Annotated in this window: 23 protein-coding genes; 17 read left to right on the top strand and 6 right to left on the bottom strand. The window is 65.6% G+C overall.

Translation table 11 applies throughout. The features are described from left to right. Positions 1 to 11: 11 nt before the first annotated feature. The gene (locus PXJ20_RS13035) at positions 12 to 1,238 is read right to left on the bottom strand and encodes a Rieske 2Fe-2S domain-containing protein (protein WP_421032164.1); all 1,227 of its coding nucleotides are present in this window, start codon (positions 1,236 to 1,238) and stop codon (positions 12 to 14) included. Positions 1,239 to 1,674: 436 nt separating this feature from the next. Between PXJ20_RS13035 and PXJ20_RS13030 the strand changes: the two genes are divergently transcribed. Continuing rightward, positions 1,675 to 2,394, top strand: coding sequence for a FadR/GntR family transcriptional regulator (locus PXJ20_RS13030; protein WP_017775531.1), 720 nt, complete (start codon positions 1,675 to 1,677; stop codon positions 2,392 to 2,394). Positions 2,395 to 2,402: 8 nt separating this feature from the next. Here PXJ20_RS13030 and PXJ20_RS13025 read toward each other — a convergent pair whose 3' ends face one another. Further along, positions 2,403 to 4,145, bottom strand: coding sequence for an IlvD/Edd family dehydratase (locus tag PXJ20_RS13025; protein WP_421032163.1), 1,743 nt, complete (start codon positions 4,143 to 4,145; stop codon positions 2,403 to 2,405). A gap of 499 nt (positions 4,146 to 4,644) precedes the next feature. Between PXJ20_RS13025 and PXJ20_RS13020 the strand changes: the two genes are divergently transcribed. Genes PXJ20_RS13020 through yjfF form a run of 4 tightly spaced genes read left to right on the top strand, consistent with a single transcriptional unit; the run spans position 4,645 to position 9,342 of the window. After that, the gene (locus tag PXJ20_RS13020; protein WP_017775529.1) at positions 4,645 to 5,610 is read left to right on the top strand and encodes an ABC transporter substrate-binding protein; all 966 of its coding nucleotides are present in this window, start codon (positions 4,645 to 4,647) and stop codon (positions 5,608 to 5,610) included. A gap of 38 nt (positions 5,611 to 5,648) precedes the next feature. Next, positions 5,649 to 7,166 carry a sugar ABC transporter ATP-binding protein gene (locus PXJ20_RS13015; RefSeq protein ID WP_126877225.1) on the top strand — a complete coding sequence of 506 codons (1,518 nt, stop codon included), beginning with the start codon at positions 5,649 to 5,651 and terminating at the stop codon, positions 7,164 to 7,166. Next, positions 7,163 to 8,200 (top strand): ABC transporter permease, encoded by a 1,038-nt coding sequence (locus tag PXJ20_RS13010; protein ID WP_421032162.1) that lies wholly within the window; start codon positions 7,163 to 7,165, stop codon positions 8,198 to 8,200. Before PXJ20_RS13015 ends, PXJ20_RS13010 begins: the two co-directional genes overlap by 4 nt. Next, positions 8,197 to 9,342 carry a galactofuranose ABC transporter, permease protein YjfF gene (gene yjfF / locus PXJ20_RS13005; protein WP_421032161.1) on the top strand — a complete coding sequence of 382 codons (1,146 nt, stop codon included), beginning with the start codon at positions 8,197 to 8,199 and terminating at the stop codon, positions 9,340 to 9,342. The genes PXJ20_RS13010 and yjfF overlap by 4 nt, the downstream gene beginning before the upstream one ends. Before the next feature lie 64 nt (positions 9,343 to 9,406). Here yjfF and PXJ20_RS13000 read toward each other — a convergent pair whose 3' ends face one another. Both PXJ20_RS13000 and PXJ20_RS12995 read right to left on the bottom strand, forming a co-directional pair. After that, positions 9,407 to 9,808 carry a hypothetical protein gene (locus PXJ20_RS13000; protein ID WP_017775525.1) on the bottom strand — a complete coding sequence of 134 codons (402 nt, stop codon included), beginning with the start codon at positions 9,806 to 9,808 and terminating at the stop codon, positions 9,407 to 9,409. Between the two features lie 84 nt (positions 9,809 to 9,892). Then, positions 9,893 to 10,489 (bottom strand): hypothetical protein, encoded by a 597-nt coding sequence (locus PXJ20_RS12995; protein ID WP_017775524.1) that lies wholly within the window; start codon positions 10,487 to 10,489, stop codon positions 9,893 to 9,895. A 134-nt stretch (positions 10,490 to 10,623) separates the two neighbouring features. Between PXJ20_RS12995 and PXJ20_RS12990 the strand changes: the two genes are divergently transcribed. The 12 genes from PXJ20_RS12990 to PXJ20_RS12935 all read left to right on the top strand — a co-directional run bounded on the left by PXJ20_RS12990 (position 10,624) and on the right by PXJ20_RS12935 (position 22,221). Continuing rightward, entirely contained in the window at positions 10,624 to 11,010 is a 387-nt protein-coding gene (locus PXJ20_RS12990) for a hypothetical protein (protein WP_413215027.1), read from the top strand. 41 nt (positions 11,011 to 11,051) lie between these two features. Beyond that, positions 11,052 to 11,399: a hypothetical protein gene (locus PXJ20_RS12985; RefSeq protein WP_421032160.1), complete on the top strand. Its 348-nt coding sequence runs from the start codon at positions 11,052 to 11,054 to the stop codon at positions 11,397 to 11,399. A 435-nt stretch (positions 11,400 to 11,834) separates the two neighbouring features. Next, complete coding sequence (locus tag PXJ20_RS12980) at positions 11,835 to 12,494, top strand: NADPH-dependent FMN reductase (protein ID WP_017775521.1); 660 nt, start codon at positions 11,835 to 11,837, stop codon at positions 12,492 to 12,494. A 211-nt stretch (positions 12,495 to 12,705) separates the two neighbouring features. Then, positions 12,706 to 12,960 (top strand): transcriptional regulator, encoded by a 255-nt coding sequence (locus PXJ20_RS12975; protein ID WP_421032159.1) that lies wholly within the window; start codon positions 12,706 to 12,708, stop codon positions 12,958 to 12,960. Positions 12,961 to 13,054: 94 nt separating this feature from the next. Further along, positions 13,055 to 13,966: a ferritin-like domain-containing protein gene (locus tag PXJ20_RS12970; protein WP_421032158.1), complete on the top strand. Its 912-nt coding sequence runs from the start codon at positions 13,055 to 13,057 to the stop codon at positions 13,964 to 13,966. A gap of 25 nt (positions 13,967 to 13,991) precedes the next feature. Next, positions 13,992 to 15,446 carry an indoleacetamide hydrolase gene (gene iaaH / locus PXJ20_RS12965; RefSeq protein ID WP_421032157.1) on the top strand — a complete coding sequence of 485 codons (1,455 nt, stop codon included), beginning with the start codon at positions 13,992 to 13,994 and terminating at the stop codon, positions 15,444 to 15,446. After that, positions 15,443 to 16,243, top strand: a complete 801-nt coding sequence (locus PXJ20_RS12960; RefSeq protein WP_421032156.1) for a CDP-diacylglycerol diphosphatase — start codon at positions 15,443 to 15,445, stop codon at positions 16,241 to 16,243. The genes iaaH and PXJ20_RS12960 overlap by 4 nt, the downstream gene beginning before the upstream one ends. Before the next feature lie 258 nt (positions 16,244 to 16,501). Further along, positions 16,502 to 17,059 (top strand): carboxymuconolactone decarboxylase family protein, encoded by a 558-nt coding sequence (locus PXJ20_RS12955; RefSeq protein ID WP_421032155.1) that lies wholly within the window; start codon positions 16,502 to 16,504, stop codon positions 17,057 to 17,059. A 38-nt stretch (positions 17,060 to 17,097) separates the two neighbouring features. Then, the gene (locus PXJ20_RS12950; RefSeq protein WP_421032154.1) at positions 17,098 to 17,943 is read left to right on the top strand and encodes a helix-turn-helix domain-containing protein; all 846 of its coding nucleotides are present in this window, start codon (positions 17,098 to 17,100) and stop codon (positions 17,941 to 17,943) included. A 143-nt stretch (positions 17,944 to 18,086) separates the two neighbouring features. Next, a complete protein-coding gene (locus PXJ20_RS12945) occupies positions 18,087 to 19,706 on the top strand; it encodes an MFS transporter (protein ID WP_421032153.1) in 1,620 nt (539 codons plus the stop codon). After that, entirely contained in the window at positions 19,703 to 20,809 is a 1,107-nt protein-coding gene (locus PXJ20_RS12940; RefSeq protein WP_421032152.1) for an HlyD family secretion protein, read from the top strand. Before PXJ20_RS12945 ends, PXJ20_RS12940 begins: the two co-directional genes overlap by 4 nt. 20 nt (positions 20,810 to 20,829) lie before the next feature. Next, a complete protein-coding gene (locus PXJ20_RS12935) occupies positions 20,830 to 22,221 on the top strand; it encodes an efflux transporter outer membrane subunit (protein WP_421032151.1) in 1,392 nt (463 codons plus the stop codon). 121 nt (positions 22,222 to 22,342) lie between these two features. Here PXJ20_RS12935 and PXJ20_RS12930 read toward each other — a convergent pair whose 3' ends face one another. Next, positions 22,343 to 24,217: a thiamine pyrophosphate-dependent enzyme gene (locus PXJ20_RS12930; RefSeq protein WP_421032150.1), complete on the bottom strand. Its 1,875-nt coding sequence runs from the start codon at positions 24,215 to 24,217 to the stop codon at positions 22,343 to 22,345. Positions 24,218 to 24,371: 154 nt separating this feature from the next. Then, positions 24,372 to 25,013, bottom strand: coding sequence for a response regulator (locus PXJ20_RS12925; RefSeq protein WP_421032149.1), 642 nt, complete (start codon positions 25,011 to 25,013; stop codon positions 24,372 to 24,374). Position 25,014: the final 1 nt, after the last annotated feature.

Below are 25,014 nucleotides of genomic sequence, written 5' to 3'. Positions count from 1 at the left end.
CGGGCTCGTGGCTAGGCAAGGTTGAGCATCTTCCAGAACGCCGCGGCGGGGTCGTCGGAATGGGCCGGATCGTTCGGGCCTTGCGAGGCGGCGTGGTTGGCCGGCAAATCGGGCTGTGGAACGGGCTGCTGTGGAGCGCCCTGCGCAGCAGGCCGTTGACCGGCCAACGATGCGCCGGCATCCGTAGCGCCCGCCGCGCCCTCCCCGCCCGCCGCTTCGCGGGCAAGCTTCGCTTCCATGATGCGGCGCGCGCGCACGGCGCCCTTGTCGATGGTCAGCATCGCCGGCTGCATCGACCAGAAGTCGCGATCGCCGATCGCACGCTGCTGCGCTTCGAGCATCGGGAGGTCCTCGTTCCTGAAGGGCTCCATGATTCCTTCGATCGCTTGATCGACGATCGCCTGGCCCGCTTCGCCCATCTCGCGCGGCAGCCCGAACGAGAAGAAGTAGTGCGTGGTGGTGGTCGTTTCCGGCGTGAGCCAGTGGGCCGACGGCGAGACCCGCGCGTTTTCCGGCGGCGCGCCCGTTTCGTTGAGGCCCACGGCGATGGCGAGCAGCCCCGGCGCATTCCAGCGCACGTCGAACCAGCGGTCGACACTCGCATCCTCCGCTACGCCGAACGAGCGTGCCATGAACGGCTGCACGATCTCGCGGTGCGCCTCGCGCCTGACCCAGACGGTCTCGTCGTCGCTTGCGAACTGGACGTTGCCGCGCGCCATGGCGTCGCTGCCGAGCGTGCCGGGGTGCAGGAACTGGAAGTGGCTCAGGTCGAGCAGGTTGTCGACGCTCAGCTGATAGTGCGCCTGCGTGCGCAGATAGCCTTCACTCGTGTAGCGATGTGCCGGATCCAGAAAGCCGAAGTCGGGCAGCGCGCTCGCCTCGGCGCGCGCCGGGTCGCCGGGCCAGATCCAGACCGCGCCGTAGCGTTCAAGCAGCGGGTAGCCGCGCACCTTCGCGCCCGCGGGCACGCGCCCGTCGCCGTGCGGATTGTGCGTGCATTCGCCCGCCGCGCCGAAGCGCAGCCCGTGATACGGACATTCGATCGCGCCGTCCACGCAACGCCCGCGCGAAAGCGGCGCGAAGCGATGCGGGCAGCGGTCGTCGAGCGCCACGGGCGCGCCCGCGGAATCGCGAAAGAAAACGATGGGCTGGTCGAGCAGCGTGCGCGCAAGCGGCGCGTCGGGTTTCACCTCGCTGCTGAAGGCGGCCACGTACCAGGCGTTGCGAAGGAAAGGCATCGGCTTTTATCGGCAAAAGACGGGATGCTCCCGATGGTACGAACGCGTCCGCTCAGGCATTCTGAAAAAAGCTCAACAGCAAGCGGGCCACTGCGTTTTGCGAGCCGCCGCTGCGCATCGGCGTTCCAGCGAGCGTGACGCCTCGACGGATGCAGCCGTTTCGCGCGGCTGCGGACAAGGCAGCACACGGCGACGTACGGCGAGCCACGGCAAGACACGGCGACAGACGACGAAAGGCGCGCCGGCGCGCAAAAACCTGCGTGCTATGCTGTTGCAGCGCTACCCCGTGGCGTCACCGGCTGTTGCAGGACGGCGAAGCGCGGACAGCAACATCGGCAATCGAGGCGAACGTCGCAACGATTCACCCAACGCAAACAGCCATCGCGGCGCTTGCATGGGAAGGCAAGCGGCGGCAGCACGCCCCCCTCTGGACACCATGGACTACCGGCATCTTCAGAACCGCAAGAGCATGCACGCCCGCATCGTGCAGGAGCTCGGCATCGAAATCGTCAGCGGCAAGCTCAAGCCCGGCGAACGGCTGCCCGCCGAACCGATGCTCTGCGAAACCTATGGCGTGAGCCGGCCCGTGCTGCGCGAGGCGACGCGCGTGCTGGTGGCGAAGGGGCTGGTGGTGTCGAAGCCGCGCGTGGGCAGCGTGGTGCGGCCGCGCGAAGAATGGCACATGCTGGACCCGGACGTGCTCTACTGGACCATCAACAGCGTGCCGGAAAGCGCGTTCTTCCATTCGCTGCTGGCCGTGCGCCGCATCATCGAGCCGGCCGCCGCAGCGCTCGCGGCCACGGCGGCCACGGACGAAGACCTCAAGCGCATCGGCTCCGCCTTCGAACGCATGGAGCACGCGCCCACGGTGGGCGACCTGCTCGCGCCCGACCTCGAATTTCACCGCGCCATCATGGCGGCCACGCACAACGACATGCTGGCCTACATCGGCAACATGCTGTCGCTCGCGTTATCGGAATCCATCAAGCTGACGAGCCGCCATCCGGACACGCACGCCCTTTCGCTGCCGCGTCACAAGGCGATACTCACGGCGCTGCAAAACCGCGACCCGCTGGGCGCGCGCCACGCGAGCCTCGTGCAGCTCGAAAACGCACGCGCGGATGCCGACAGCGTGCTCGGCCCCGTCCACATCTAATTGCACATCTAGTGCGAATGGCGGGGCACTTCCGCCCCGCGGCACCCCACGAGGAAATCGAAGTCGCAGCCTTCGTCGGCCTGCAACACGTGTTCGACGTAAAGCTTGCGATAGCCGCTCGTGTCGGCGGGCAGCGTTTGCTGCGCCGCTTTCCATTGCGCGAGGCGCGCGGTCATGTCGGCGTCCGTGATGTCGAGATGCAGGCGGCCGGTCTCGCAGTCCAGTTCGATCCAGTCGCCGTCGCGCACGATGGCAAGCGGGCCGCCCGCGCGTGCTTCCGGCGCGACGTGCAGCACCACCGTGCCGTACGCCGTGCCGCTCATGCGCGCATCCGAAATGCGCACCATGTCTTTCACGCCTTCGCGCAGGAGCTTCGGCGGCAGACCCATGTTGCCGACCTCGGCCATGCCGGGGTAACCCTTCGGACCGCAGTTCTTCATGACGAGCACGGAATTCGCGTCCACGTCGAGCGCCGGGTCGGCGATGCGTGCCTTGTAGTCTTCGAGGTTTTCGAACACCACCGCGCGGCCGCGATGCTTGAGCAGTTCAGGCGTCGCTGCGGACGGCTTCAGCACCGCGCCGTTCGGCGCGAGATTGCCGCGCAGCACGCACAGGCCGCCGTCCGCCACGAGCGGCTTGTCGAGCGGGCGGATCACTTCGTCGTTGTAGTTCGGCGCCGCGCGCACGTTGTCCCACAGCGTCTTGCCGTTCGCGGTGAGCGCGTCGGGATGCGGCAGGAGCCCGGCTTCGCCCAGGCGTCGCAGCACCGCGGGCAGACCGCCCGCGTAATAGAACTCCTCCATCAGAAAACGCCCTGACGGTTGCAGGTCGACGAGAGTGGGCGTGTGGCGGCCGATGCGCGTCCAGTCGTCCAGTTCGAGCGGCACGCCCACGCGGCCGGCGATGGCCTTCAGATGAATGGCCGCGTTGGTCGAGCCTCCAATCGCCGCGTTCACGCGAATGGCGTTTTCGAAGGCTGCGCGCGTGAGCAGTTTCGAGATTCGCAGGTCGTCCCACACCATGTCGACAACGCGCATGCCGGAGAGATGCGCCATCACGTAGCGGCGCGCGTCCACGGCCGGAATCGCCGCGTTGTGCGGGAGCGTGACGCCCAGCGCTTCGGCCATGCAGGCCATCGTGGAAGCCGTGCCCATCGTGTTGCAGGTGCCCGCCGAGCGCGACATGCCCGCCTCCGCGGACATGAATTCGTCGAGCGAAATGCGCCCCGCTTTCACGGCCTCGCTCAACTGCCAGACGATGGTGCCCGAGCCGATGTCGTGGCCCTCATGCTTGCCGTTGAGCATCGGCCCGCCCGTGACGAGAATGGCCGGCACGTCGCAGCTCGCGGCGCCCATCAGCAGCGCGGGCGTGGTCTTGTCGCAGCCGGCGAGCAGCACAACCGCGTCGATGGGGTTGCCGCGAATCGACTCTTCCACGTCCATGCTCGCGAGATTGCGCGTGAACATCGCCGTGGGCCGCAGATTCGATTCGCCGTTCGAAAAGACCGGAAATTCCACGGGGAAACCACCGGCTTCGTAGATGCCGCGCTTCACGTGCTCCGCGAGCTTGCGGAAATGCGCGTTGCACGGCGTGAGTTCCGACCACGTATTGCAGATGCCGATAATCGGCTTGCCCGCGAATTCGTGGTCCGGAATGCCCTGGTTTTTCATCCAGCTGCGGTACATGAAGCCATTTTTGTCGGCGCTGCCGAACCATTCGGCCGAACGCAGCTTGCGGGTTTTATCTGTCATGGGAAGGGTCCATTTTTCCGATGCTGCAACGCGGGACGCAAATGGTGGGACGACGGCAATTTATCGCCGTCCTTATCAACAAATAGCATGACTATTTATTCGCGCTAGGTGGGGAAAACACGGATCACATGCGGCTGTTTCGGTGAATATAGTATGTCTATTAATCATCCTGACCATGCCACATTTCGGGATGAAAAATGACCGAAGCAGACTCACAGAACCTGAGAAAAAAGCGCAGAAGAAAGCCGGAATCCAGCCAGCAATAACGCGGCCACAAGACATCCGGCATTACCAGGATTAACAGGCAACACCCAGGCGACACCCAGGCAACCCCCAGGCAACCCCCAGGCAACACCAGGGCAGCAATCAGCAGTCGGCAACACAGCAGTCACAGCAGGGCCTGCAGGAACCGGTGCTTGCCGCTGTCGGGCACATAGACCCGACTCAGGACGCGAACGGCGGTGCCGGATACCAACGACACGAACCGGAGACACACCCCATGGAACCCACGAAACGCATGACGCTTCGCGTGCTGCTTGCCGCCGCATTCGCGCTGACCGCTGTCAGCAGCCATGCGGACGAGAAAAAGATCACGCTCGGCTTTGCGCAGGTCGGCGCCGAAAGCGCATGGCGCACCGCCAATACGGTCTCGATCAAGAGCGCCGCGAAGGAAGCCGGCATCAATCTGAAATTCTCGGACGCCCAGCAGAAACAGGAAAACCAGATCAAGGCGATTCGTTCGTACATCGCGCAAAAGGTGGACGTGATCGCGTTTTCGCCCGTGGTCGAATCCGGCTGGGAGCCGGTGCTGACCGAAGCAAAAGCGGCCGGCATTCCGGTGATTCTCACCGACCGTTCCATCGACGTGAAAGACCAGTCGCTCTACACCACGATGATCGGCTCCGACTTCCTCGAAGAAGGCCGGCGCGCGGGCAAGTGGCTGGAAGACCGTTATCGCAACGACGCCGGCCCCATCAACATCGTCGAATTGCAGGGCACGGTGGGCTCCGCGCCCGCGAACGACCGCCATGCGGGCCTGATGGAAGTGATCAAGAACGATCCGAAGTTCAAGATCATCGCGTCGCAGAGCGGCGACTTCACGCTGGCGGGCGGCAAGCAGGTCATGGAAGCGTTCGTGAAGACCTACGGCAAGCAGATGAACGTGGTCTACGCGCATAACGACGACATGGCACTGGGCGCAATCCAGGCCATGGAAGAAGCGGGCATGAAGCCGGGCAAGGATGTGAGCGTCGTCTCGTTCGACGCCACGCACGGCGGCTTCCAGGCGATGGTCGCGGGCAAGATCAACGTGGACGTGGAATGCAGCCCGCTGCTCGGGCCGCAGCTCATGACCGCGGTGAAGGACCTCGTGGCCGGCAAGCAGTTGCCCAAGCGCATCGTGACGAACGAAACGGTGTTCCCGCAGAGCGTCGCGGCGCAGATCATGCCGCAGCGCAAGTACTGATCACGGCACACTCACAGGGCGCGCGCATAGGCACATACATGGCGGCTAACGCGATACTCGAGACGACGGGCGTCAGCAAGTCCTTTCCGGGCGTGCGGGCGCTCAACCAGGTCGACTTCCGGCTCTTTCCCGGCGAGATCCACACGTTGATGGGCCAGAACGGCGCCGGCAAGTCGACGCTCATCAACGTGCTCACCGGCGTGCATGCTCACGACGCCGGCGAGATCCGGCTGGACGGCAAGGCAGTGAGTTTCGCGACGCCGCTCGAAGCGGAAGCGGCCGGCGTTCGCACGCTCTACCAGGAAATCAACCTGTGCCCCAACCTTTCTGTGGCGGAGAACGTGTTTGCCGGCCGCCAGCCGAAACGGCGGGGCGCGATCGACTGGAAGACCATCAACGCGCGCGCCGCCGATGCACTGGCGGCGCTCAACGTGACGCTCGACGTCACGCGTTCGCTGGACGCGTATCCCGTCGCCGTGCAACAGATGGTGGCCATCGCGCGCGCTGTGTCCGTGGATGCGCGCGTGCTGATTCTCGACGAGCCCACCTCGAGTCTGGACGACAGCGAGGTGGCGCGTCTTTTCGCGGTGCTGCGCAAGCTGCGCGACTCGGGCATCGCGATCCTGTTCGTCACGCACTTTCTGGAACAGACCTACGCGGTGTCGGACCGCATCACCGTGATGCGCAACGGCGAACGCGAAGGCGAATACCTCGCGAAAGACCTGCCCATGACGCAACTCGTCGCGAAGATGGTGGGTCATGAAGGCATGAGCGAGCGGCTGGAACGCGACGTCGCAGAGCGAAAGGCAGCGCCCACGGGCGACGCGCGGCCCTTCGTGGAAATGCGCGGCGTCTCGCGGCGCGGGCTCATGAACCCCGTGGATCTCGACATCGCGCAAGGCCAGATCGTCGGGCTCGCCGGGCTGCTCGGTTCGGGCCGCACCGAAACGGCGCGGCTCCTCTTCGGCGCGGAAAAGGCCGACGGCGGCGAAGTGAGCATCGGCGGACGACGCGTGAAGCTGCGCTCGCCGCACGACGCGGTGCGCCACGGCATCGGCTATTGCCCGGAAGACCGCAAGAAAGAAGGCATCATCGCCGACCTGCCGCTGCGCGAAAACATCGTGCTCGCGCTCCAGGCACGGCGCGGCTGGTGGCGCGCCATTGGCCGCGCAAAGCAGCGCGAGATGGCGGACAGCTACATCAAGCTGCTGGGCATCAAGGCGCGCGACGCCGAACAGCCCATCGGCCTGCTCTCGGGCGGCAACCAGCAAAAGGCGCTGCTCGCGCGCTGGCTCGCCACCGAACCGAAAATGCTGATTCTCGACGAACCCACGCGCGGCATCGACGTGGCCGCGAAATTCGAAATCATGGACCGCGTGCTGTCGTTCTGCGCGAAGGGACTCGCCATTCTGTTCATCTCGTCGGAAGTGAGCGAGGTGGTGCGCGTGAGCGACCGCATTGCCGTGCTGCGCGACCGCCGCAAGGTCGCCGAAGTGACGTCCGAGGCGGCCTCCGAAGACCACGTCTACCGGCTCATTGCGGGAGGCGAACGATGAAACTCGTCAGAACGGCGCTCGCGCATCCGCTCGTGTGGCCGGTGGTCACGCTCGTGCTGCTCACGCTGCTCGATCTCGCGCACAACAGCGCGTTTCTTTCCATCCGTATGCTGGACGGCCACCTGTTCGGCGCGCCTATCGACATCCTGAACCGCGCGGCGCCGCTCGTGATCGTGTCGCTCGGCATGACGCTCGTGATCGCGACGCGCGGCATCGACATTTCGGTGGGCGCGGTGGTGGCGATTGCGGGCGCCGCAGCGGCAACGGTGCTCGCGGACGACCCATCGCAAGTCGGGCTCGCGCTCGCCGCGGCGCTCGGCACGGGCATCGCGGCCGGCGTGTGGAACGGGCTGCTGGTCGCGTTCGTGGGCATGCAGCCCATCATCGCCACGCTGATCCTGATGGTGGCGGGCCGCGGCATCGCGCAATTGCTCACAGGCGGCCAGATCATTCCGATCGGCGCGCCCGGCTATCTCGTGCTTGGCGACGGCTACCTCGTGAGCGTGCCGTGTTCGGTGTGGATCGCACTGGCCGCCATCATCGCGACGGCGCTGCTCGTGAACCGCACAGCGCTTGGGCTCTTCATTCGCGCCATCGGCATCAATCCGGTTGCCACGCGTCTTGCGGGCCTGCGTTCGGCGTCCATCGTGTTCGGCGTCTATGTGTTCTGCGGTTTGGCGGCCTCGGTGGCCGGCATTCTCGCCAGTTCCAACGTGCGCAGCGCCGACGGCAACAATGCGGGCCTGCTGCTCGAACTCGACGCGATTCTCGCCGTCACGCTGGGCGGCACGTCGCTCGCGGGTGGGCGCTTCAGCCTCGCCGGCACGGTGCTGGGCGCGCTCATCATCCAGACGCTCACGTACACCACCTACTCCATCGGCGTGCCGCCCGAAGCGACGCTCGTCGTGAAGGCTGCCGTCGTGCTCGTGGTGAGCGTGATCCAGTCGGCCACCATTCGCGCGCTGCTCGCGCGCCATCTCCAACGTGTCCTGCCTGCCGCGCGGACCCGGCCTATCGTCGAGGCATCCGAATGAGCGCCCTCAATTCCGGACCGCGCCGCCCGCTGCGCGAGCGCTGGCTGCGTCCGCTGATCGACCCGCGCACGCTGCCCATCGCCGTCACCGTCATGCTGTTCGCCGCGCTGTTCGGCTTCGGCTCGGTGATGTACACGGGCTTCTTCTCGCTGCAGGTGCTGCTCGGCCTGCTCGTGGACAACTCGTTTTTGCTCATCATCGCGATCGGCATGACGTTCGTGATCGTCTCGGGCGGCATCGACCTTTCGGTGGGCGCCGTGCTCGCGCTCACCACGATTCTGTGCGCGGTGGGCTCCGAGCGGCTGCATTGGCCCGTGTGGGCCATCGTGGTGGTGGTGCTCGCGTTCGGCGCGCTCTACGGCGCCGCGATGGGCGCGCTGATCCACTTCCTCAAGCTGCAACCGTTCATCGTGACGCTGGCGGGCATGTTCCTCGCGCGCGGCACGTGCTTTCTCATCACGACGCAATCCATCACGATCAACGACCCCGCCTTTCACGCGATTGCCGGCTTCAGCGTGCGCGCCGGCAGCGGGTCGCTGAACGCGGGCGCGCTGGTGGCCATCGTCACGCTCTTCGTCGCCATCTATATCGCGCACTACACGCGCTTCGGACGCAACGTCTACGCTGTGGGCGGCAACGAGCGCTCGGCGCTGCTGATGGGTCTACCCGTGGCGCGCACGAAGGTGCTCGTCTACGCGTTCAGCGGTTTTTGTTCGGCGCTGGGCGGGCTCGTGTTCACGCTCTACGTGCTCTCCGGCTACGGCTTGCAGGGCCAGGGCATGGAACTGGATGCGATTGCGGCCACGGTGATCGGCGGCACGCTCTTGACGGGCGGCGTGGGCTACGTGATCGGCTCCGTGTTCGGTGTGGGGATTCTGGGCACGATCCAGACGCTCATCACCTTCGACGGCACGCTCAGCTCGTGGTGGACGCGCATCGTGATCGGCGCCCTGCTCTGCGCGTTCTGCCTGCTGCAACGCGTGATCGAACGGCAGGCAACGCGCCGCAAGTCCGACGGCACAGGCGCCGGTGCGGGCGCGAAGGCGGGCCGCAAGCGGCGCACGGAGCCCGACGGCGGCGCGCTGGCTACCCAGGGCGGAACGGGGGGAACTGGCGGGGTGAATGCGACGCGGCACGGGTGACGCGATAAGGGTGACGCGATAAGCGTCGCGAGTTGAGCGCGGCGGGTTGAACGCCGCGTGCCGTTCACGACGGCGTGAGCCTCAGCAACAGCCGCCACGTACGCCACGCCAGCAACACGATGTGCAGCGCAAGACCGAGCGAAAACACCACGATCAGACACACGGCGGTCTTGCGCGAATCGTAGTGCAGCGCAGCCAGCGGCTCGTGCGAAACGAGCGAAACGGCCTCGCGCACGATGCCGAGCGCATCCGGCACGAACACCAGCGCCACGCACACCGAGAGCACCGCGAGCGGCACGACGCGGGCGCGCAGCACCATCCTCACCTGATGCCGCCGCGGCCCGGCGTCGGCGGCGCGCGCCGGCACGGGCATTTCCAGCGCCCGGGCAATCTCGGGATACCACAAGCCATACAGCACGGTGACAGCCGCGGTCAGGAGCGACGCGGCGGCAAGCAGGTCGGTCATGCGGGCGGGCCTCCTTTGGGCTGCGGTTGGTGCTTTGGTGCTTTGGCGTTTCAGCGCTCAAGCGTTCCAGTTGCCCGGCTGGCTTCATCCATCGCCGAGATGATCGGTCTGCGGCGGCACTCCGAGCAGCTTGCACAATTGCTCGTAGCTCGACGGCCGGATGTCGTAGGTCGACACGCTGCCGCGCCGGCGCGTGACCGGCGTGAGCGTGCCGTCGGCGGCGGCGAGCAGCTTGTTCAGCTCGTCCACGATGTTCGTGTTGTTGAGCACCATGGTGTAGACGCCGCCCTCGCGGTCGTAGGCGAGATTCGTCATGGACGCCGCCATGGTGGCCCGCAGCCCTTCCTGCAACTGATACTGATATTTCGAGAGCACCGAGCGGATCAGCCGCCGGCTTTCCGCCGACGTGGTCTGGAACAGCGCGGAGACGAACTGCTCGTCGGGAATGCGGCCCGCAAGCGCAATCGAGATCAGCAGGTACAGCCGGTATTCGAGCATGTCGCTGCCGCGCTTGAGCACCTTCTGCCCGCGGTACATGGAAAGGTATTCGCTCAGCGCCGCCTCGGCATGCCGGCCCAGCACGCCGGGCAACGCGGCAGCGTCGCAGCCGAGAATGCGGGCCAGTTCCTGCGCGCCTTCCGGGTCGAGCCGGTCGGGCGGAATCGTCACCGTGATCTGCATGGGCGGCCTCACCTGCTGGAACTTCCAGCTTGCGGTTTATGGAGAATCCTGTATAAATGTACAGTATGCTGCGTGCCGCCGGTTCACATCGCGCGAGTATTTTTCAGAGAAAATTCCTGCCGGAACGGAGTGCCATGGGTGCCATGGAAACAGGGGTTCACGCTATGCGCAACGGCAACGCGGCGCAGGGCACACGCGACGCTGCCGGTAACGAAGCGCAGCGCGTGCCGCCCGGCACAGCGGCCCACACGCACCCCATCACGCACCCCATGCCGGAGGTGGCGGCGTTCGTCGCGCAGTTGCGGCAGGCATTCGGCGACGCGGTGATCGAAGAAGCCGTCCATCGCGGCAAGGCTGGCGAGCCGGCTTTTTTCGCGGCGGAGAACGGTCGGACAGTCGGCACGCGGGCGCCGGCGTCTACGCAGTCGTGGGTGGTGGACGCCGCGGTGCGCGACCGGTATTACTGCCCAGGCTGCGACGGTTCGTGTGTGGGAACCGGCGCGCACTGCCGCCGCCCATGAACTGCGAAACAACGGGCGCTACGGCGATACGGAGAAACGACGTGCGATTCATTCTGACGGGTGCGGTGCTGTGCGCCCTGCTGTTCGACTTCAGCTTGCCGGCGCTGGCCGGCGAGCACTACGTCGAGGTGTGGAACCCACCCGAAGCGCGGCAGCGCCTGCACAAGCCGGCGGCCGGCGCGCGCAAGGGGTCGCGCCAGAAGCGGGCACAAAACGGCGACCACACCACGGCGCGCAAAGTCGCCGATCCGGCTGCGGCCGGCTCGGGCAGCGCTGCGGGCAATGGAACCGGCGCTGGGGCAGGCGCGGGCCGCGCCAAACGGCCACTCGATCTCGATCACGACATTCCGCGCAAGATCGGGCCGGACGGAAACATCATGCAGGTTTGAAGGCGCGATGGCGCCGCGTCCACGTAGCGCCGCGCCCACATAGCGCTGCGGCTGCACGCGGACCTCACAAAAAAAAACTCCGGCACCTTCCGGTGGCCGGAGCCCAGTCCCATGTCAAGGAGTGTCATCAAAAGAGGAGACGGCTTCATCGTAGCCAGTCGTCGCCCGCTTTCACAACGAATGCTTTCGCATATGCTTATCGCGGCGCTCGCGCGCGATCTCTCATCTTCCTCTCCCCGCGCTGCAATACCCTCGTCGCCTCATATCGTTAGCACGAAAAGTCGGTTCGCGCGGCTACCCCCGGTCACTAAGATGGCGGTTCAGGCTTACAGCCTGCCTTGATTTCGGCTTCGTGCTTCCCCTGTCCGGTCCCTTGCCGTCGCGCGTTCCCCGCGCCGCGAGCGCGCCGGCTTCCGCTAACGAAGGAGCATTGCGTTGACCCTTTTCGATTCTTCCCGCCGGCCGCTCATCGTGGGCATTGGCGGTACGACGCGTGCTGCGTCGTCCACGGAGCGCGCGCTCGACTTTGCGTTGCGCGGCGCCGAAAGCGCCGGCGCGCGCACCCAACGCTTCGGCGGCGAGTTTCTGCATCGGTTGCCGCACTACGCGCCTGAAAACCCCGAACGCACGCAGGAGCAGCGCGAACTGATCGAAGCCGTACGCGCCGCCGACGCGCTCGTCATCGCCACGCCCGGCTATCACGGCGGCGTCTCGGGCCTCGTGAAGAACGCGCTGGATACGCTCGAAGAACTGCGCAACGACGAGCGGCCCTATCTCGACGGACGCGCCGTCGGCTGCATCGTCACGGCCTATGGCTGGCAGGCCGCGGGTTCGGTGCTGACCTCGCTGCGCTCCATCGTCCATGCGTTGCGCGGCTGGCCTACGCCGTTCGGCGCCGGCATCAACACGCTCGAGACGCGCTTCGAGACGCCGCACACGTGTTCGGACCCGAAGGTGGTCGATCAACTGGCGACGGTGGGCAAACAGGCCGCGCAATTCGCCATCGCGTTCAACGCGGGGCGCGCCGAAGAAGAGGATGAGGCAGTCGCATCGGCGGCGCATCGCAGTGCGCGGCTGCTGAGCCTTGCCGGTTGACGACGTGCCGAGGGCGACGGGCCGGGCCTTCGCGCTCGGCCATGGAAGCTCGCGCATGCAGGCGAGGCGCTCATCCTCGTCTCTCTCGTCCCTCATGAGCGTTCCACACCGCCATCGATTTGCTTGCGAAGAAAGATTGGTTCCGCCGCCGCGTTGCGTGCCGTAGGCTGCTCTTCAGTCATCCAATGAAGCAACCCTGCACGCGAGCACCATGAACCGGGCCATCCAATACAAGGGCTACGCGGTCACGCCAGTCGCCCAGCGTCTGCCGAACGGCCTCTTCGCCGCCGGCCTCACCATCGAGCGCGTCGCCATCGAACGCGTGGCCACGGAAACCGCCGCCGCCAACGAAAGCGACGCGCGTTCGTTCGATGCCCTCGACTACTTCTTCGACGAGGAACATGCCCTCGCCTATGCGTCCCGCTGGGGCCGCCGGTGGATCGACAACCGCAAACGCGGACAGTAACCGGCCCAGCGCGCCGCGCATTGCCGCCGTCACGGCGCCGCTGCGAGGGGTGTGACAGAATAGGCGGCATCCTCGCCGCCTGCTCTCGCGCTCCATGTCCGATACCCTGTCGCATGTTGCAGAAGACCACGCCGACGCCGATACGGCGTTCCGCCACTGGACGTTCGACACGCCCGGTCCCGTGCGCATCGGCTCCGATGACCACCGGCGCATGTTCTGCCGGATGCTGCTTGACACCCACCACCCCTACAAGCCCGCCGTCATCGACTGGCCGCCGCTCGCGCCCGACGCGCTTGCGCGCCTCACGTCGCTGCCCATCTGGGACATGGCCGTGCAGACCGAAGGCCGCGCCTCGGTCCGCGTGAGGACCTACGCCGCGAGCATCCGCGAGCCGCTCCTTGCCGAAGCGCTCGCGCTCGACGCCGACGAGGAAGCGCGCCACAAGGTCGTGCTCTCGAAGCTCGTGCAGGCCTATGGCATCGCGCTTGCGCCGGAGCCCGACTACATCGAGCCGCGCGACGCCGAATGGGCCTGGATGCTCACGGGCTACAGCGAATGCATCGACAGCTTCTTCGCCTTCGGGCTCTTTCGCGCCGCGCGGGAATCGGGTTACTTTCCCGAGCCGCTTGTCGAAACCTTCGAGCCCGTGATCCAGGAAGAAGCGCGCCACATTCTCTTCTTCGTGAACTGGGTGACCTGGTACCGGCGCAATCTGCCGTGGTGGCGGCGTCCGTGGCACACGCTGCGCGTGGCGGCAATCTGGATTGCGCTCGTGCGCGAACGGCTTGCCATTGCGCGCGGCATCGACGCGGACGGCGGCGTGCACGACTCCAACTTTCTTGCCGCCAATCGCGGCACGCTCAACGCAACGCTGACGCCGAAAGCGCTCCTCGACATGTGCCTCGAAGAAAACGAGCGGCGCATGAGCGGCTACGACGCAAGGCTGGTGCGTCCTTCGGTGATGCCCGCCGTCGCGCGCTTCGCGCTGCGTTTTCTGAAACGATGACAAACCTGGGTGAGGAGCCTTGCGCATGACGTGGAGCGTCGACACACAACTCGCCTTGACCGCGGTGCAGGCCGTGCAAGCCATCCAGGCAGGCCGTCTGAAGGCCACCGATTACGTCGCGACACTGCTCGCCAGAGCGCAGGCGCTCGCGAATCTCAACGCACTGACCGAACTCGACGTGGAAGGCGCACTGGCCGACGCCCGCCGCATCGACTCCATGACGCCCGAGGCGCGCGCCTTGCTGCCGCTCGCGGGCTTGCCCGTCGTCATCAAGGACAACATCAATACGCGGCGGCTCAGCACGACGGGCGGCACGCCCGCGCTGGCCGGCTTCAGGGCCGCTGACGACGCGCCGTCGGCGAAGCGTCTGTTCGAAGCAGGCGCCATCCTGCTCGGCAAGGCCAACATGCACGAACTCGCGCTCGGCATTACGAGCACCAATCTGAGCACGCACGCGGGCCCCGTGCGCAACCCTTACGACCCGGGGCTGATCCCCGGCGGCTCGTCGGGCGGCACGGCCGCCGCCATCGCGGCGCGCATCGTGCCGGCCGGCCTCGGCAGCGATACCGGCGGCTCGACGCGCATTCCAGCCGCGCTGACCGGCATTGCGGGCTTCAGGCCCTCGGTGGGCGACGGCGGCGCGGCGCGCCGCTATCACGATCCGCAGGCCGTGGTGCCCATTTCGCACACACGCGACACCGTAGGCCCGATGGCGCGCACCGTCGCCGACATCGCGCTGCTCGACGGCGTCATCACGGGCGACGCCACGCTGCCCGACGTATCGCTCGCGACGCTCAGAATCGGCCTGCCCGCGCCGCTGTGGGAGGGCCTCGAACGCGCGCTGGAGACAACGGCACGCGACGCGCTCAAGCGGCTCGAAGCGGCCGGCGTGACGTTTGTGGAAGTGGCCATGGCGGACCTGCTCATGCTCGACGAACGCACGGGCGGCCCCGTCGCGATCCACGAAGCGGGCGAGGACGTGCACGACTGGCTCGTCGCGAACCGCGCGCCGGTGAAGACCGTGGCCGCGCTTGCCGCGAGTATCGCGAGCCCCGACGTGCGCCGCGCCTACGACGCGATACTCGACGGCGGCTGGCGCGACGCGTACCACGAGGCGATCACCGTGTGGCGGCCGAAGCTCCAGCAGCACTATGCCGAGACCTTCGCGACTCACCGGCTCGATGCCCTGCTCTTTCCCACCACGATGCTCGCCGCCGTGCCGCTCGACGAAGTGAACGGCTCGTCGAGCGTCTCCATCGACGGCGGCCCGCCCGTCAACGAGATGAACGCCTATCTGCGCAATACCGACCCCGCAAGCAACGCCGGCGTGCCCGGCCTCTCGCTGCCGGCCGGCCTCACGTCCGCGAAACTGCCGGTGGGACTGGAACTGGACGGACCGCTCGGCAGCGACCGCCGGCTGCTCGCCATCGGCATGGCGTTCGAACAGATTCTCGGCCCACTGCCCGCGCCCGTGCTATGAGCGGCGCGCCCCTTGCCCGATACGTGCCGCGCGCACAGATGCCGCGCGCCCTTTCCATCGCATTCACCGCGCTGGCCGCGTGCCTCGCCGTGCTGGCGAGCACGGCGTGCACGCACCTGGCCGCCGTCGATTCGAACGCGTTGTGGAAGATCGTAGGCGGCCAATGCGTGCCGGCCGCGCAGGCGTCGCGGCCGCCGGGACCGTGCACGAAGGTGGATTTGCAGGCGCATTACGCGCTGCTCAAAGACATCAACGGCGCTGCGCAATATCTGCTGATTCCGACCGATCGCGTTGCGGGCATCGAAAGCCCCGAGATTCTCTACGCAGGCTCGCCCGAGTACTGGGCCGACGCATGGACCTCGCGGCACTACGTCGAAACGCGCGTGAAGCGCACGCTCGCCGCGGATCAGATCGGGCTCGAGATCAACTCGGCGCATCGGCGCTCGCAAAACCAGTTGCATATCCACATCGATTGCCTGCGGCCCGACGTGACGAGCGCGCTCGCGCCCCATCGAACCGATTCGCCCAACACGTGGCGCGAAATGACGCTGGACGGCAACCGCTACCGCGTCATGCGCGTGACGAGCCTGAAAGACGCGAGCAATCCCTTCCGAGTCGTGGCGCGCAGCCTGCCGGATGGGCAGGCCATGGACACGCAGACGATTCTCGTGACCGGCGCGGGGGCGGATGCCGGCGATGGATGGATTGTGGTGAACAGCAGTCTGGACGGCGACGATGGGACAGGGACGGCGGAGGGATTGCTGGACCACGCCTGCCGGGTGGGGACGGCGGGGTGAACTTCGCGGATGGTTCTTGCCCGATGTGCTGTCGAGCCAATGCGCGCGGCGTCGTGTGGCGACCAACAAGCTTTGACATCAGTTCTGCTTTCGACAGCCGTCGTTCAGCCTGGCCACGAACGCACGACAATTTCATACGCCGCATGCCATGCTTCGCCGCGTTGATTACATCGGATGTAATTGGCGCAATGAACGACCGCTTCTACTCTTCGGCTGTCGCGCCTCCATTCCGGTAGCGCTCATCGCCGAGGAAATACCATGTCCAGCTATACCGCTTACACGATCGAAACCGCTCCCCCACAATCGAGGCCCGTGCTCCAGCAATTGCAGGAGGCGTTCGGGCTGATCCCGAACATCGCGGCCACGATGGCCGGGTCGCCGGTGCTGATCAACGGCTTCATGGGCCTGTTCCAGCGCGTCCATGCAAGCAGCCTGACCGAGCCGCAGATTCAGACAGTGTTGCTCACCAACGCCGTCGCGAACGCCAGCGCATGGCCGGTCGCGTTTCACACGGCGCTCGCGTTGAAGCAGGACGTACACCGCGCCGATATCGATGCGATCCGGCACGGTGCCTTGCCGGCCGACGCTGGACTGGCCGCGCTATCGGCTTTGGCGCGCACGCTGATAGAAAAACGCGGCCACCTGGCCGAATCTGACCAGCGACGCTTTCTGGAAGCGGGGTTCAGCCTCGAGCAGATACTCGAGGTCATTGCGGTGGTGGCCGCATCGACGATCACGAATTACACGAGCAGCGTAACGCACCCTCCGCTCGAAGCGCAGTTCGAGGCGTTCGCCTGGCATGCGCCTGTACCCTGAGCCATCCTTGATCATCCATGTCAATTGGGAGGAGTCTGATGAGCGCCACCCGTCCCGATGCGAAAGCGCTGCCGGGTGATCTCGGCGACCTGCTGCGGTATTGGCGCGACGTGCGTGGCATGAGTCAACTCGATCTGTCGCTCGAGGCAGGCGTCTCGCAGCGTCAGATCAGTTTCATCGAAAGCGGGCGCAGCGTGCCGGGTCGGGACACGCTTCTGACACTTGCACAGACGCTCGATGTGCCGCTGCGCGAGCGCAATGCCCTGTTGCTCGCTGCTGGCTACGCGCCCGTGTATTCAGAGGCGCCATGGGACGCACAGGAGATGCATAGCGTCATCCGCGCGCTGGAACGGGTCGTTCGCCAGCATGAGCCCTTTCCCGCGATCGTGATGGATCGCCACTGGAACGTTCTGATGACCAACAGCGCGGCGCCGCGCTTCTTCGACTGTTTCATCGACATGGCCTCACGCGAAGGCCCGCGCAACATGCTGCATCTGATCTTCGATCCGCAGGGGATGCGTCCATTCGTGGCCGATTGGGAGACCGTCTCGCGAAGCTTGCTGCAACGCGTGCATAGGGAATCGGTCGGCCACATGGTCGATGCCGGCACCAGGCGTCTGCTCGACGAACTGCTTGCCTATCCAGACGTGCCGCGCGACTGGAAGATGCATCATGGGCCGTACACCCCACCTACGATGCCCATCATTCCGATTGGCTTCATGAGCGAGGGAGTCGTGCTTCGATACTTCTCGATGGTCACCACCGTTGGCGCCCCGCAGAACGTTGTGGCACAGGAGCTGCGCCTGGAATGCATGTTCCCCGCTGATGACGAAACCGAAACACGCCACCGGCAGTTGCTCGCCGTGCATTCCAAAGGTCACTGAAGCGCAGGCTGATATTGCCGTCGGCATCAACGGTAGTGGCTCCCCCATGATTTCCGGCGCCATCCCCAATCAGGGGGATACAGCGCACCCCAGCGCACAAGGTAGCCTTGCACCTCAAGCAACCGGGGAGTGCAGGGAGTGCAATGAGCGCCTACGTTTACGCCGATTCCGAAAAGCCGACGTCGGCGGGTTCTCCGTACACCCCGCGGATGACGTCGCGGCGCCGGCTGGCCTATGCCGCGGTCGGCACGTTCATCGGTTTGATGACGACCTTTCCCAACGCACTCACCAACGTCAATCTCGGGACCATCTCGGGCTCCCTCGGCCTGTATACGGCAGAAGCGAGCTGGCTTCCCGCGCTCTATTTCGGAATGAACGCGAGCGCGAACCTCACCTTGGTCAAGGCGCGCGCGCAATTCGGCATTCCGCTGGTCACACAGGGGTTGTTGATCCTCTACGCGCTCGTCGCTGCGCTGCAATTACTATTGCCCGGCTTTCCCATGGCGGTAGCAGCGCGCGTTGCCAACGGCCTCGAAACGGGCGCGCTGACCAGCCTTTCCATCTACTACTTCCTGGTGATCATGTCGGCGAAGCACCGTCCGCTGGCGCTCATCATCGGGATCAGCCTGACGCAGTTCGGCACGCCGCTGGCGCGCCTGATACCGGTGGAGCTATTGAGCACGGGCGGTTGGCAAGGCATGCATTGCATCGAGCTGGCCGTGCCTCTCGCGATACTGGCCGCGATCCTGCTTGCGCCCTTACCGCCCAGTGACCGGGCACGCTCCTTCGAGCCGATCGACTTCGTCAGCATCGCGCTGCTGGTGCCCGGCATCGTGCTCGGCTGCGAAGTGCTGGGCCTCGGACGCTCGGTCTGGTGGCATGACACGCCCTGGCTGGGCCGCATGCTGGCCGGCTGCGTGCTGCTGCTCGCGATCGGCATCGGTATCGAGGCCAACCGCAAGCGGCCCCTGCTCGAACTGAAGTGGCTGTCCACGGTCAATATCGCCCGCTTCGTCGGCATCGCGCTCCTGATGCGACTCGCCCTCGCCGAGCAGACCTTCGGTTCGGTCGGGTTGCTGTCAGCCGCCGGCCTCGACAACGACCAGCTGCACATCCTGTTCGTCCTGGTGGCACTGGCGATGGTGGCCGGTATGGCCGTGAGCGTGCTGACCTTGAGCGAAGCACGGCTGCCTTATCACGTCATGCTGGCGGCCCTCTGCATCGCCGCAAGTGCATTGCTCGACAGCCATGCCAACAACCTGACGAGGCCGGAACAGCTGTACCTCAGCCAGGCGTTGATCGGCTTCGGCACCACGCTCTTCATCGGCCCCGCCATGCTGTATGGATTCATCCAGATGCTGCGCAAAGGCACCGACCACTACATCACGCTGGTCGTCGTCTTCAGCATCACGCAGAACGTCGGCGCGCTTGCCGGTTCGGCCATGATGGGCAGCTACCAGATCGAACGCGCCCACGTGCACAGCGACGACCTGGCAACTCAACTGGCGATCGGCAAGCCGGCCGTGAGCAGCCGTCTTTCGGCGGGCGCCGCCGCGGTTGCCCCCGTGGTGAGCGACCCAGCAATGCGCGCCGCCGAAGGCGGCGCGCTGCTGAACCAGTCGATATCCGGCGAGTCGTCCGTACTCGCCTACGACGACGTGTTCCGCCTGCTGGCGTCGCTTGCTGCCGGCACGGCGGGCGCAGTCGCCCTTTCGCTGTTCTTCAATTACCTACGACCATCCGCCCGACAGGTGCAGCCATGACTTCTCCGCCCACGACGTCCGCCACATGGGCGCCGCCCCGCCGGCGCTTCTGGGTAACGGCATTCGTCGCGGTCATCGCGCTGACCGCCCTGCTCGCCATCGCTCGCGCGTGGGGCTGGTTTTCACTGCACAGCGAAACGACGGAGGACGCCTATGTGCGCGGGCGCACCACGGTCATTGCACCGCAGGTGAGCGGGTATGTCGCGAAGGTAACGGTGCATGACTACGAGCACGTGCAAGCAGGCAAGGTACTGGTTCGCATCGACGACAGCAGCTATCGCGCTCGGGTCGAACAAGCCCAGGCCGCGCTGCAGGCAGCGCAAGACAATCTCGCCAACAACGCCCAGGCGCATGCTTCGAGCGAAGCAGCCTTGAAAAGCCAGGACGCGGGCATACTCAACGCCCAGGCCCAGTTGGCCAAGGCGAAAGCCGACATGGCTCGCATCGCGAAACTGGTCGCCGACGGCTCCGTGTCTTTGCGCGAGCGCGACCAGGCCGTTGCCGCGCTCGCGCTGGGCGAAGCGCAATTACGGCAGACACAGGCAGCGCGAGAACAGGCGCGGCAAGCCATCCTGACGGTCGAAACAGCGCGCCTCAGCCTGCAGGCCGCCATCGCCGAAGCCAGGGCGCAGTTGGATGCCGCCCAGATCGATCTGGGCCACACCGTGATACGCGCGCCGGAGAGCGGACAGTTGGGCGAAATCGCTGTGCGACTGGGCCAGTACGTGACGAACGGCACGCAACTCATGGCGGTGGTGCCGGATGAACGCTGGATCATCGCCAACTACAAGGAGGCGCAAACCGCGCACATGAGGGTGGGCCAGCCGGTGAGCTTTACGGTCGACGCGCTCGACGGCGCGCGGTTGCAGGGGCATGTAGAACAGATCTCGCCAGCGGCGGCCAACGAGTTTTCCGTGCTCAAGCCGGACAATGCGACCGGCAACTTCGTCAAGGTGCCGCAACGCATCGGCGTTCGCATTACCGTCGATCCGCACCAGGATCTCGCAGCGCGGCTGCGTCCCGGGATGTCGGTGGTCACGGACGTCGACACGCGCGCCGCGGCTCGCCGCGACAACTCGACCGATACGCAGCGCCGCTCATGATACGTCGTCGTTTTATCGTATTGCTCGGTGCCGCACTGGCCGCTTGCGCGGGTCCGCGCAGGCAGGCGCCGGCCGAATCGGGCGTTCAGGCGCCGCAGGCCTGGCGCGCGCCGACCCACGCCGGCACGAACACACTGCGGCTCGACTGGTGGAAGTCGTTCGGCGACGCCACGTTGGACGCCCTCGTCGAGCAAGCGATGTCGCACAACGACGACATTGCTCTGGCCGCGGTCAATGTCGAGGAGGCACGAGCCCAGCTTGCCTATGCCCAGGCGCAGCGTATGCCGAACGTGCAGCTTGCCGCCGACGGCGGTCGCGAACGCAACGTCAATCCGGGATTCGGCGTGCCCGAGGAACAGGCCGCCGGCGAAGCGCTGGTACAGGCCAGCTACGACCTCGATCTGTTCGGCAGACTCAAGGCCAGCAGCGCGGCTGCGCGCGCCTCGCTCCTCGCCACGGAAGACGCGCGGCAGACCGTGCGGCTGGGGGTGGCCGCCACCGTCGCGACCAGCTACTTTACGTTGCTCTCGCTCGACGCCCAACTGGCGATCGTGCGGCAGACCCTTCAGGTGCGGCGCGACGAACTCCATATCGAGCAGCATCGCTTCGATGCCGGTTATTCGACGGCACTCGACCTGACCCGCGCGCAAGCGGAGCTGGAATCCACGGTGCAACGGGTACCGGGCCTCGAGCTTGGAATGGCGCGCGCGGAAAACAGCTTGAGCCTATTGCTGGGTCGCGTACCCGGCGCGATCGCGCGTCCGCACCGCTTCGAGCAACTCACGCTACCGGAGATTCCGGTCGCGCTGCCGTCGGTCGTGCTGCGCAGCCGCCCTGACATCGCAGCGGCCGAAGCGCGCCTCGCCGCCACTGACCACACACTCGATGCCGCGCGCGCCGCCTTTCTGCCGGATATCCGGTTGTCTGCAATGGGCGGCTTTGTCGGGTCTACGCTGGTCGATGCGAGCCCGGTCAGCGTCTGGTCGATCGGCGGCAGCATTCTCGCGCCACTCCTCGACGCGGGCCGGCTGCGATCGCAAGAAGACGTCGCCACCGCGCGTCGCGACGAAGCCGCCTTCGCCTATCGGAAGACGGTGATGCAGGCGTTTCGCGAGGTGGAGGACAACCTGGCCGCCACAGCGAAATATCGGGAACAGTACGAATCGCTATCCCGCACGTGCGACATCCTGCAACGTGCTTTCTCCCTTGCCAGCAGCCGATACCGCGAAGGCTATGCCACTTACCTGGACCAGCTGGACGCGCAGCGCAATCTGCTTGCTGCCCAACTGTCACTGGTGCAGTCGCGCCAGGATCGTTTCGATGCTGCGGTCAGCCTGATACAGGCGCTGGGCGGTGGCTGGGCACCCGACACGCAACGTCGGGAGGCGCGAGACGGATCGCAAGACGGATAACCCACGAGCGGGCCCACTGAAACGCGGCGGGGCTTCCTGATGCCAGGAAGCCCCGCTGTTTTACAGACCCCAGATTGCACGGCAGCGTGGGACCGAACATCAGTGCCCAACTGCCCGTTCGTCAGATGAAGTTTTCGGTAATCATCTCCCACACTTCGCCGCCCTTGCCGTGCAGGACCGCCTTGGCCGTGTACAACGCCATGCCGATCGCAGGTTCGACGGCGACGAACGGTGGCATCACCAGTTCCATGGCGTTGACCTTGACGTCGAGCAACGCCGGACCGGGCTGGGCCAACCAGTCGACCACCGCGGCCTCGATGTCTTCTGCCTTGTCGACATGCCGGCCCCACAGTCCCACGGCCTTCGCCACGTTGCCGAAATCCGGATTCTGCAAATGCGTGAAGGTGTTGAGCATGCCTTCGGCCTTCTGCTCGATTTCCACGAAGCCGAGTTTGCCGTTGTTGAATACCACCACCTTGATCGGCAGTTGCTCCTGAACGATCGTCAACAGGTCGCCGAGCAGCATGCTGAAACCGCCGTCGCCGCACAGGGCGACAACCTGCCGCCCGGGTTGGCACTTTTGCAGCCCGATGGCGGAGGCCATGCCGCTCGCCATGGTCCCGTGCAAGAGGCTGGTAAAGAAGCGGCGCTTGCCGTTCGCCCGCATATGGCGCAAGGCCCACACGACGGGCGTGCCGTCATCGCAGGCGAAGAGCGTGTCCTCGGCGGCGTGCCTGTCGATCAGTTCTGTCACGTGGATACCGGACAACCCGCTGTGATATCCCGGCCGGGCATGTTCGCGGGCGGCCTGCTCGCCTTCCTGGTAACGCATCACGAATGTGTCGCGGAATTCGGTGCGCTCGTGCTGTACCAGGCGAGGCAGCAATGCCGCCAGCGTGTCCTTGATGTCGCCCACTACGCCGATCTCTACCGGATGGCGACGGCCGATGTGACTGGAGTCGATATCGATCTGCACGATCCTGGCATTCGACGGGTAGAACTGGCTCCACGCGAAATCGGCACCGAGCAGCAGCAAGGTGTCGCATTCCAGGATCGCCTTGTAGCCCGCTTCGTTGCCGATCAGTCCGGTCATCCCGATGTCGTACGGGTTGTCGGGTTGCAGCGCATCCTTGGCACGCGAGGTGCGGGCAATCGGCGCATTCAGGCGCGAGGCCGTCGCCATAATTTCCGCGTGCGCGCCCATGCAGCCTGAGCCGCCGTAGATCGTGATGTTGCCGCCCGTGTTGAGGATGGCGGCAATCCGGTCGAGCTCTTCGTCGTTAGGTCGGATGACCGGCTTGCTCACATGCACGCTAAACGGCAATTCGTCGACGGCGTCTTCGCGCGAGACGTCGGCCGGGACGATCAGCACCGCCACGCCGCGTTGGGTCAGCGCGGCCTGACACGCGGCGACGGTCTTGCGACGCGCCTGATCGGACGAATAAACCATGTCGCAATACACGCTGCACTCGCCATAGACTTTCTTGAAATCGACCTCCTGAACCGACTGGAAGCCAAGGTCCTTGCGGATCAGTTGACTGGCGATGAGGATTACCGGGGCCCGGTTGCGATGGCCGTCGTACAAGCCGTTGATGAAGTGCAAACTACCGGGACCGCAACTCCCCGCACACGCGACCAGCCCGCCCGTGAGTTGCGCCTCGGCGGACGCGGCAAACGCGCCCGCTTCTTCGTGGCGCATGGTGATCCATTCGATATTGCTCCCGGTAATCGACTCCGCAATCCGGTTCAGCGTATCGCCAACGATGCCGTAGCAGCGCTCGACGCCGGCAGACTCCAGAACTTCGACAATGACATCCGCTACCTTCTTGCTCATGTTCAGCCTCCGGTTTGTCGGCTTCCCTCCGCGTGAAACATCAAGAAGGCGGAGGTTCGGTTCCTTGCTCGCATGGCGGTGGTGTTCCAGCGCACTACCCAGATGCGTCGCATCCGTCTTACCGTTCAGCGCAGGCAACAGCGCACCGAGCGTGTCCTTCATTCGATGTAGCGTTTTCGAAGTGCGCCGAACCGTTATTCGGCCAGCTACGCCATGCGTCGCCAGCGACGGTGTGCAACGGCCGCAGTATCAGGCAGCAGACACGCGCCAACTATCCCCCGTGTGGGGGGCTGCAAGCTTCGATAGCGCGCGTTGTCTATCGCGCGTCGTTCTTGATGATGCCCTCGGCAATCGCGAGACGTACGATGTCGGCGTTGCTGCGCAGCCCGAGCTTTTGCATGAGTCGCGTTTTGTGCGTGCTGATCGTTTTCGCGCTGAGCGAAAACCGTTCCGCGATCTCGGTGACGGAAGCCCCCGATGCGAGCAACCTGAACACTTCGAATTCACGGTCGCTGAGTGCGGACATCGTCTGTACCTCTGCATCGAGCTTCGCGAACAGAAGTGCTTCCATCAGCGATGGATCGACGAACTTTCCTCCAGACGCCACTTTATGGATAGCCGTGATCAGGACGTCGGGGTCGCCGTCTTTTGTCAGGTAACCATGAGCGCCGACGCGCAGCGCCCGTGTCGCCAACTCGGCTTCCGCATGCATGCTGAGAACCAGGATGCGTGACGCCGGCCGGATCGATGCAATCTGCTTGATCAGATCCACACCATGGACACCTGGCATCGTCATGTCCAGCAGAACGACATCGACAGGGTTGGCGCCCAGCCATGCAAGGGCTTCCGCTCCGCTGCCTGCTTCTGCGGCCACCACCAGATCGCGGTCCGTCTCGCAAATGCGCCGCAGACCGCGACGCACAATCGCATGATCGTCAACAATAATGAGCCTGACCATT

The sequence above is a fragment of the Paraburkholderia sp. A1RI_3L genome (assembly GCF_048957895.1).
GTDB lineage: Bacteria > Pseudomonadota > Gammaproteobacteria > Burkholderiales > Burkholderiaceae > Paraburkholderia > Paraburkholderia kururiensis.
This window is presented reverse-complemented; position numbering and strand designations above follow the sequence as displayed.

Excerpts from the sequence above, each read along its gene's own strand:
- PXJ20_RS13035 (WP_421032164.1), bottom strand. The coding sequence starts at position 1,238 with ATGCCTTTCCTTCGCAACGCCTGGTACGTGGCCGCCTTCAGCAGCGAG.
- PXJ20_RS13030 (WP_017775531.1), top strand. The coding sequence starts at position 1,675 with ATGGACTACCGGCATCTTCAGAACCGCAAGAGCATGCACGCCCGCATC.
- PXJ20_RS13025 (WP_421032163.1), bottom strand. The coding sequence starts at position 4,145 with ATGACAGATAAAACCCGCAAGCTGCGTTCGGCCGAATGGTTCGGCAGC.
- PXJ20_RS13020 (WP_017775529.1), top strand. The coding sequence starts at position 4,645 with ATGGAACCCACGAAACGCATGACGCTTCGCGTGCTGCTTGCCGCCGCA.
- PXJ20_RS13015 (WP_126877225.1), top strand. The coding sequence starts at position 5,649 with ATGGCGGCTAACGCGATACTCGAGACGACGGGCGTCAGCAAGTCCTTT.
- PXJ20_RS13010 (WP_421032162.1), top strand. The coding sequence starts at position 7,163 with ATGAAACTCGTCAGAACGGCGCTCGCGCATCCGCTCGTGTGGCCGGTG.
- yjfF (WP_421032161.1), top strand. The coding sequence starts at position 8,197 with ATGAGCGCCCTCAATTCCGGACCGCGCCGCCCGCTGCGCGAGCGCTGG.
- PXJ20_RS13000 (WP_017775525.1), bottom strand. The coding sequence starts at position 9,808 with ATGACCGACCTGCTTGCCGCCGCGTCGCTCCTGACCGCGGCTGTCACC.
- PXJ20_RS12995 (WP_017775524.1), bottom strand. The coding sequence starts at position 10,489 with ATGCAGATCACGGTGACGATTCCGCCCGACCGGCTCGACCCGGAAGGC.
- PXJ20_RS12990 (WP_413215027.1), top strand. The coding sequence starts at position 10,624 with ATGGGTGCCATGGAAACAGGGGTTCACGCTATGCGCAACGGCAACGCG.
- PXJ20_RS12975 (WP_421032159.1), top strand. The coding sequence starts at position 12,706 with ATGAACCGGGCCATCCAATACAAGGGCTACGCGGTCACGCCAGTCGCC.
- PXJ20_RS12970 (WP_421032158.1), top strand. The coding sequence starts at position 13,055 with ATGTCCGATACCCTGTCGCATGTTGCAGAAGACCACGCCGACGCCGAT.
- iaaH (WP_421032157.1), top strand. The coding sequence starts at position 13,992 with ATGACGTGGAGCGTCGACACACAACTCGCCTTGACCGCGGTGCAGGCC.
- PXJ20_RS12960 (WP_421032156.1), top strand. The coding sequence starts at position 15,443 with ATGAGCGGCGCGCCCCTTGCCCGATACGTGCCGCGCGCACAGATGCCG.
- PXJ20_RS12955 (WP_421032155.1), top strand. The coding sequence starts at position 16,502 with ATGTCCAGCTATACCGCTTACACGATCGAAACCGCTCCCCCACAATCG.
- PXJ20_RS12950 (WP_421032154.1), top strand. The coding sequence starts at position 17,098 with ATGAGCGCCACCCGTCCCGATGCGAAAGCGCTGCCGGGTGATCTCGGC.
- PXJ20_RS12945 (WP_421032153.1), top strand. The coding sequence starts at position 18,087 with ATGAGCGCCTACGTTTACGCCGATTCCGAAAAGCCGACGTCGGCGGGT.
- PXJ20_RS12940 (WP_421032152.1), top strand. The coding sequence starts at position 19,703 with ATGACTTCTCCGCCCACGACGTCCGCCACATGGGCGCCGCCCCGCCGG.
- PXJ20_RS12930 (WP_421032150.1), bottom strand. The coding sequence starts at position 24,217 with ATGAAGGACACGCTCGGTGCGCTGTTGCCTGCGCTGAACGGTAAGACG.
- PXJ20_RS12925 (WP_421032149.1), bottom strand. The coding sequence starts at position 25,013 with ATGGTCAGGCTCATTATTGTTGACGATCATGCGATTGTGCGTCGCGGT.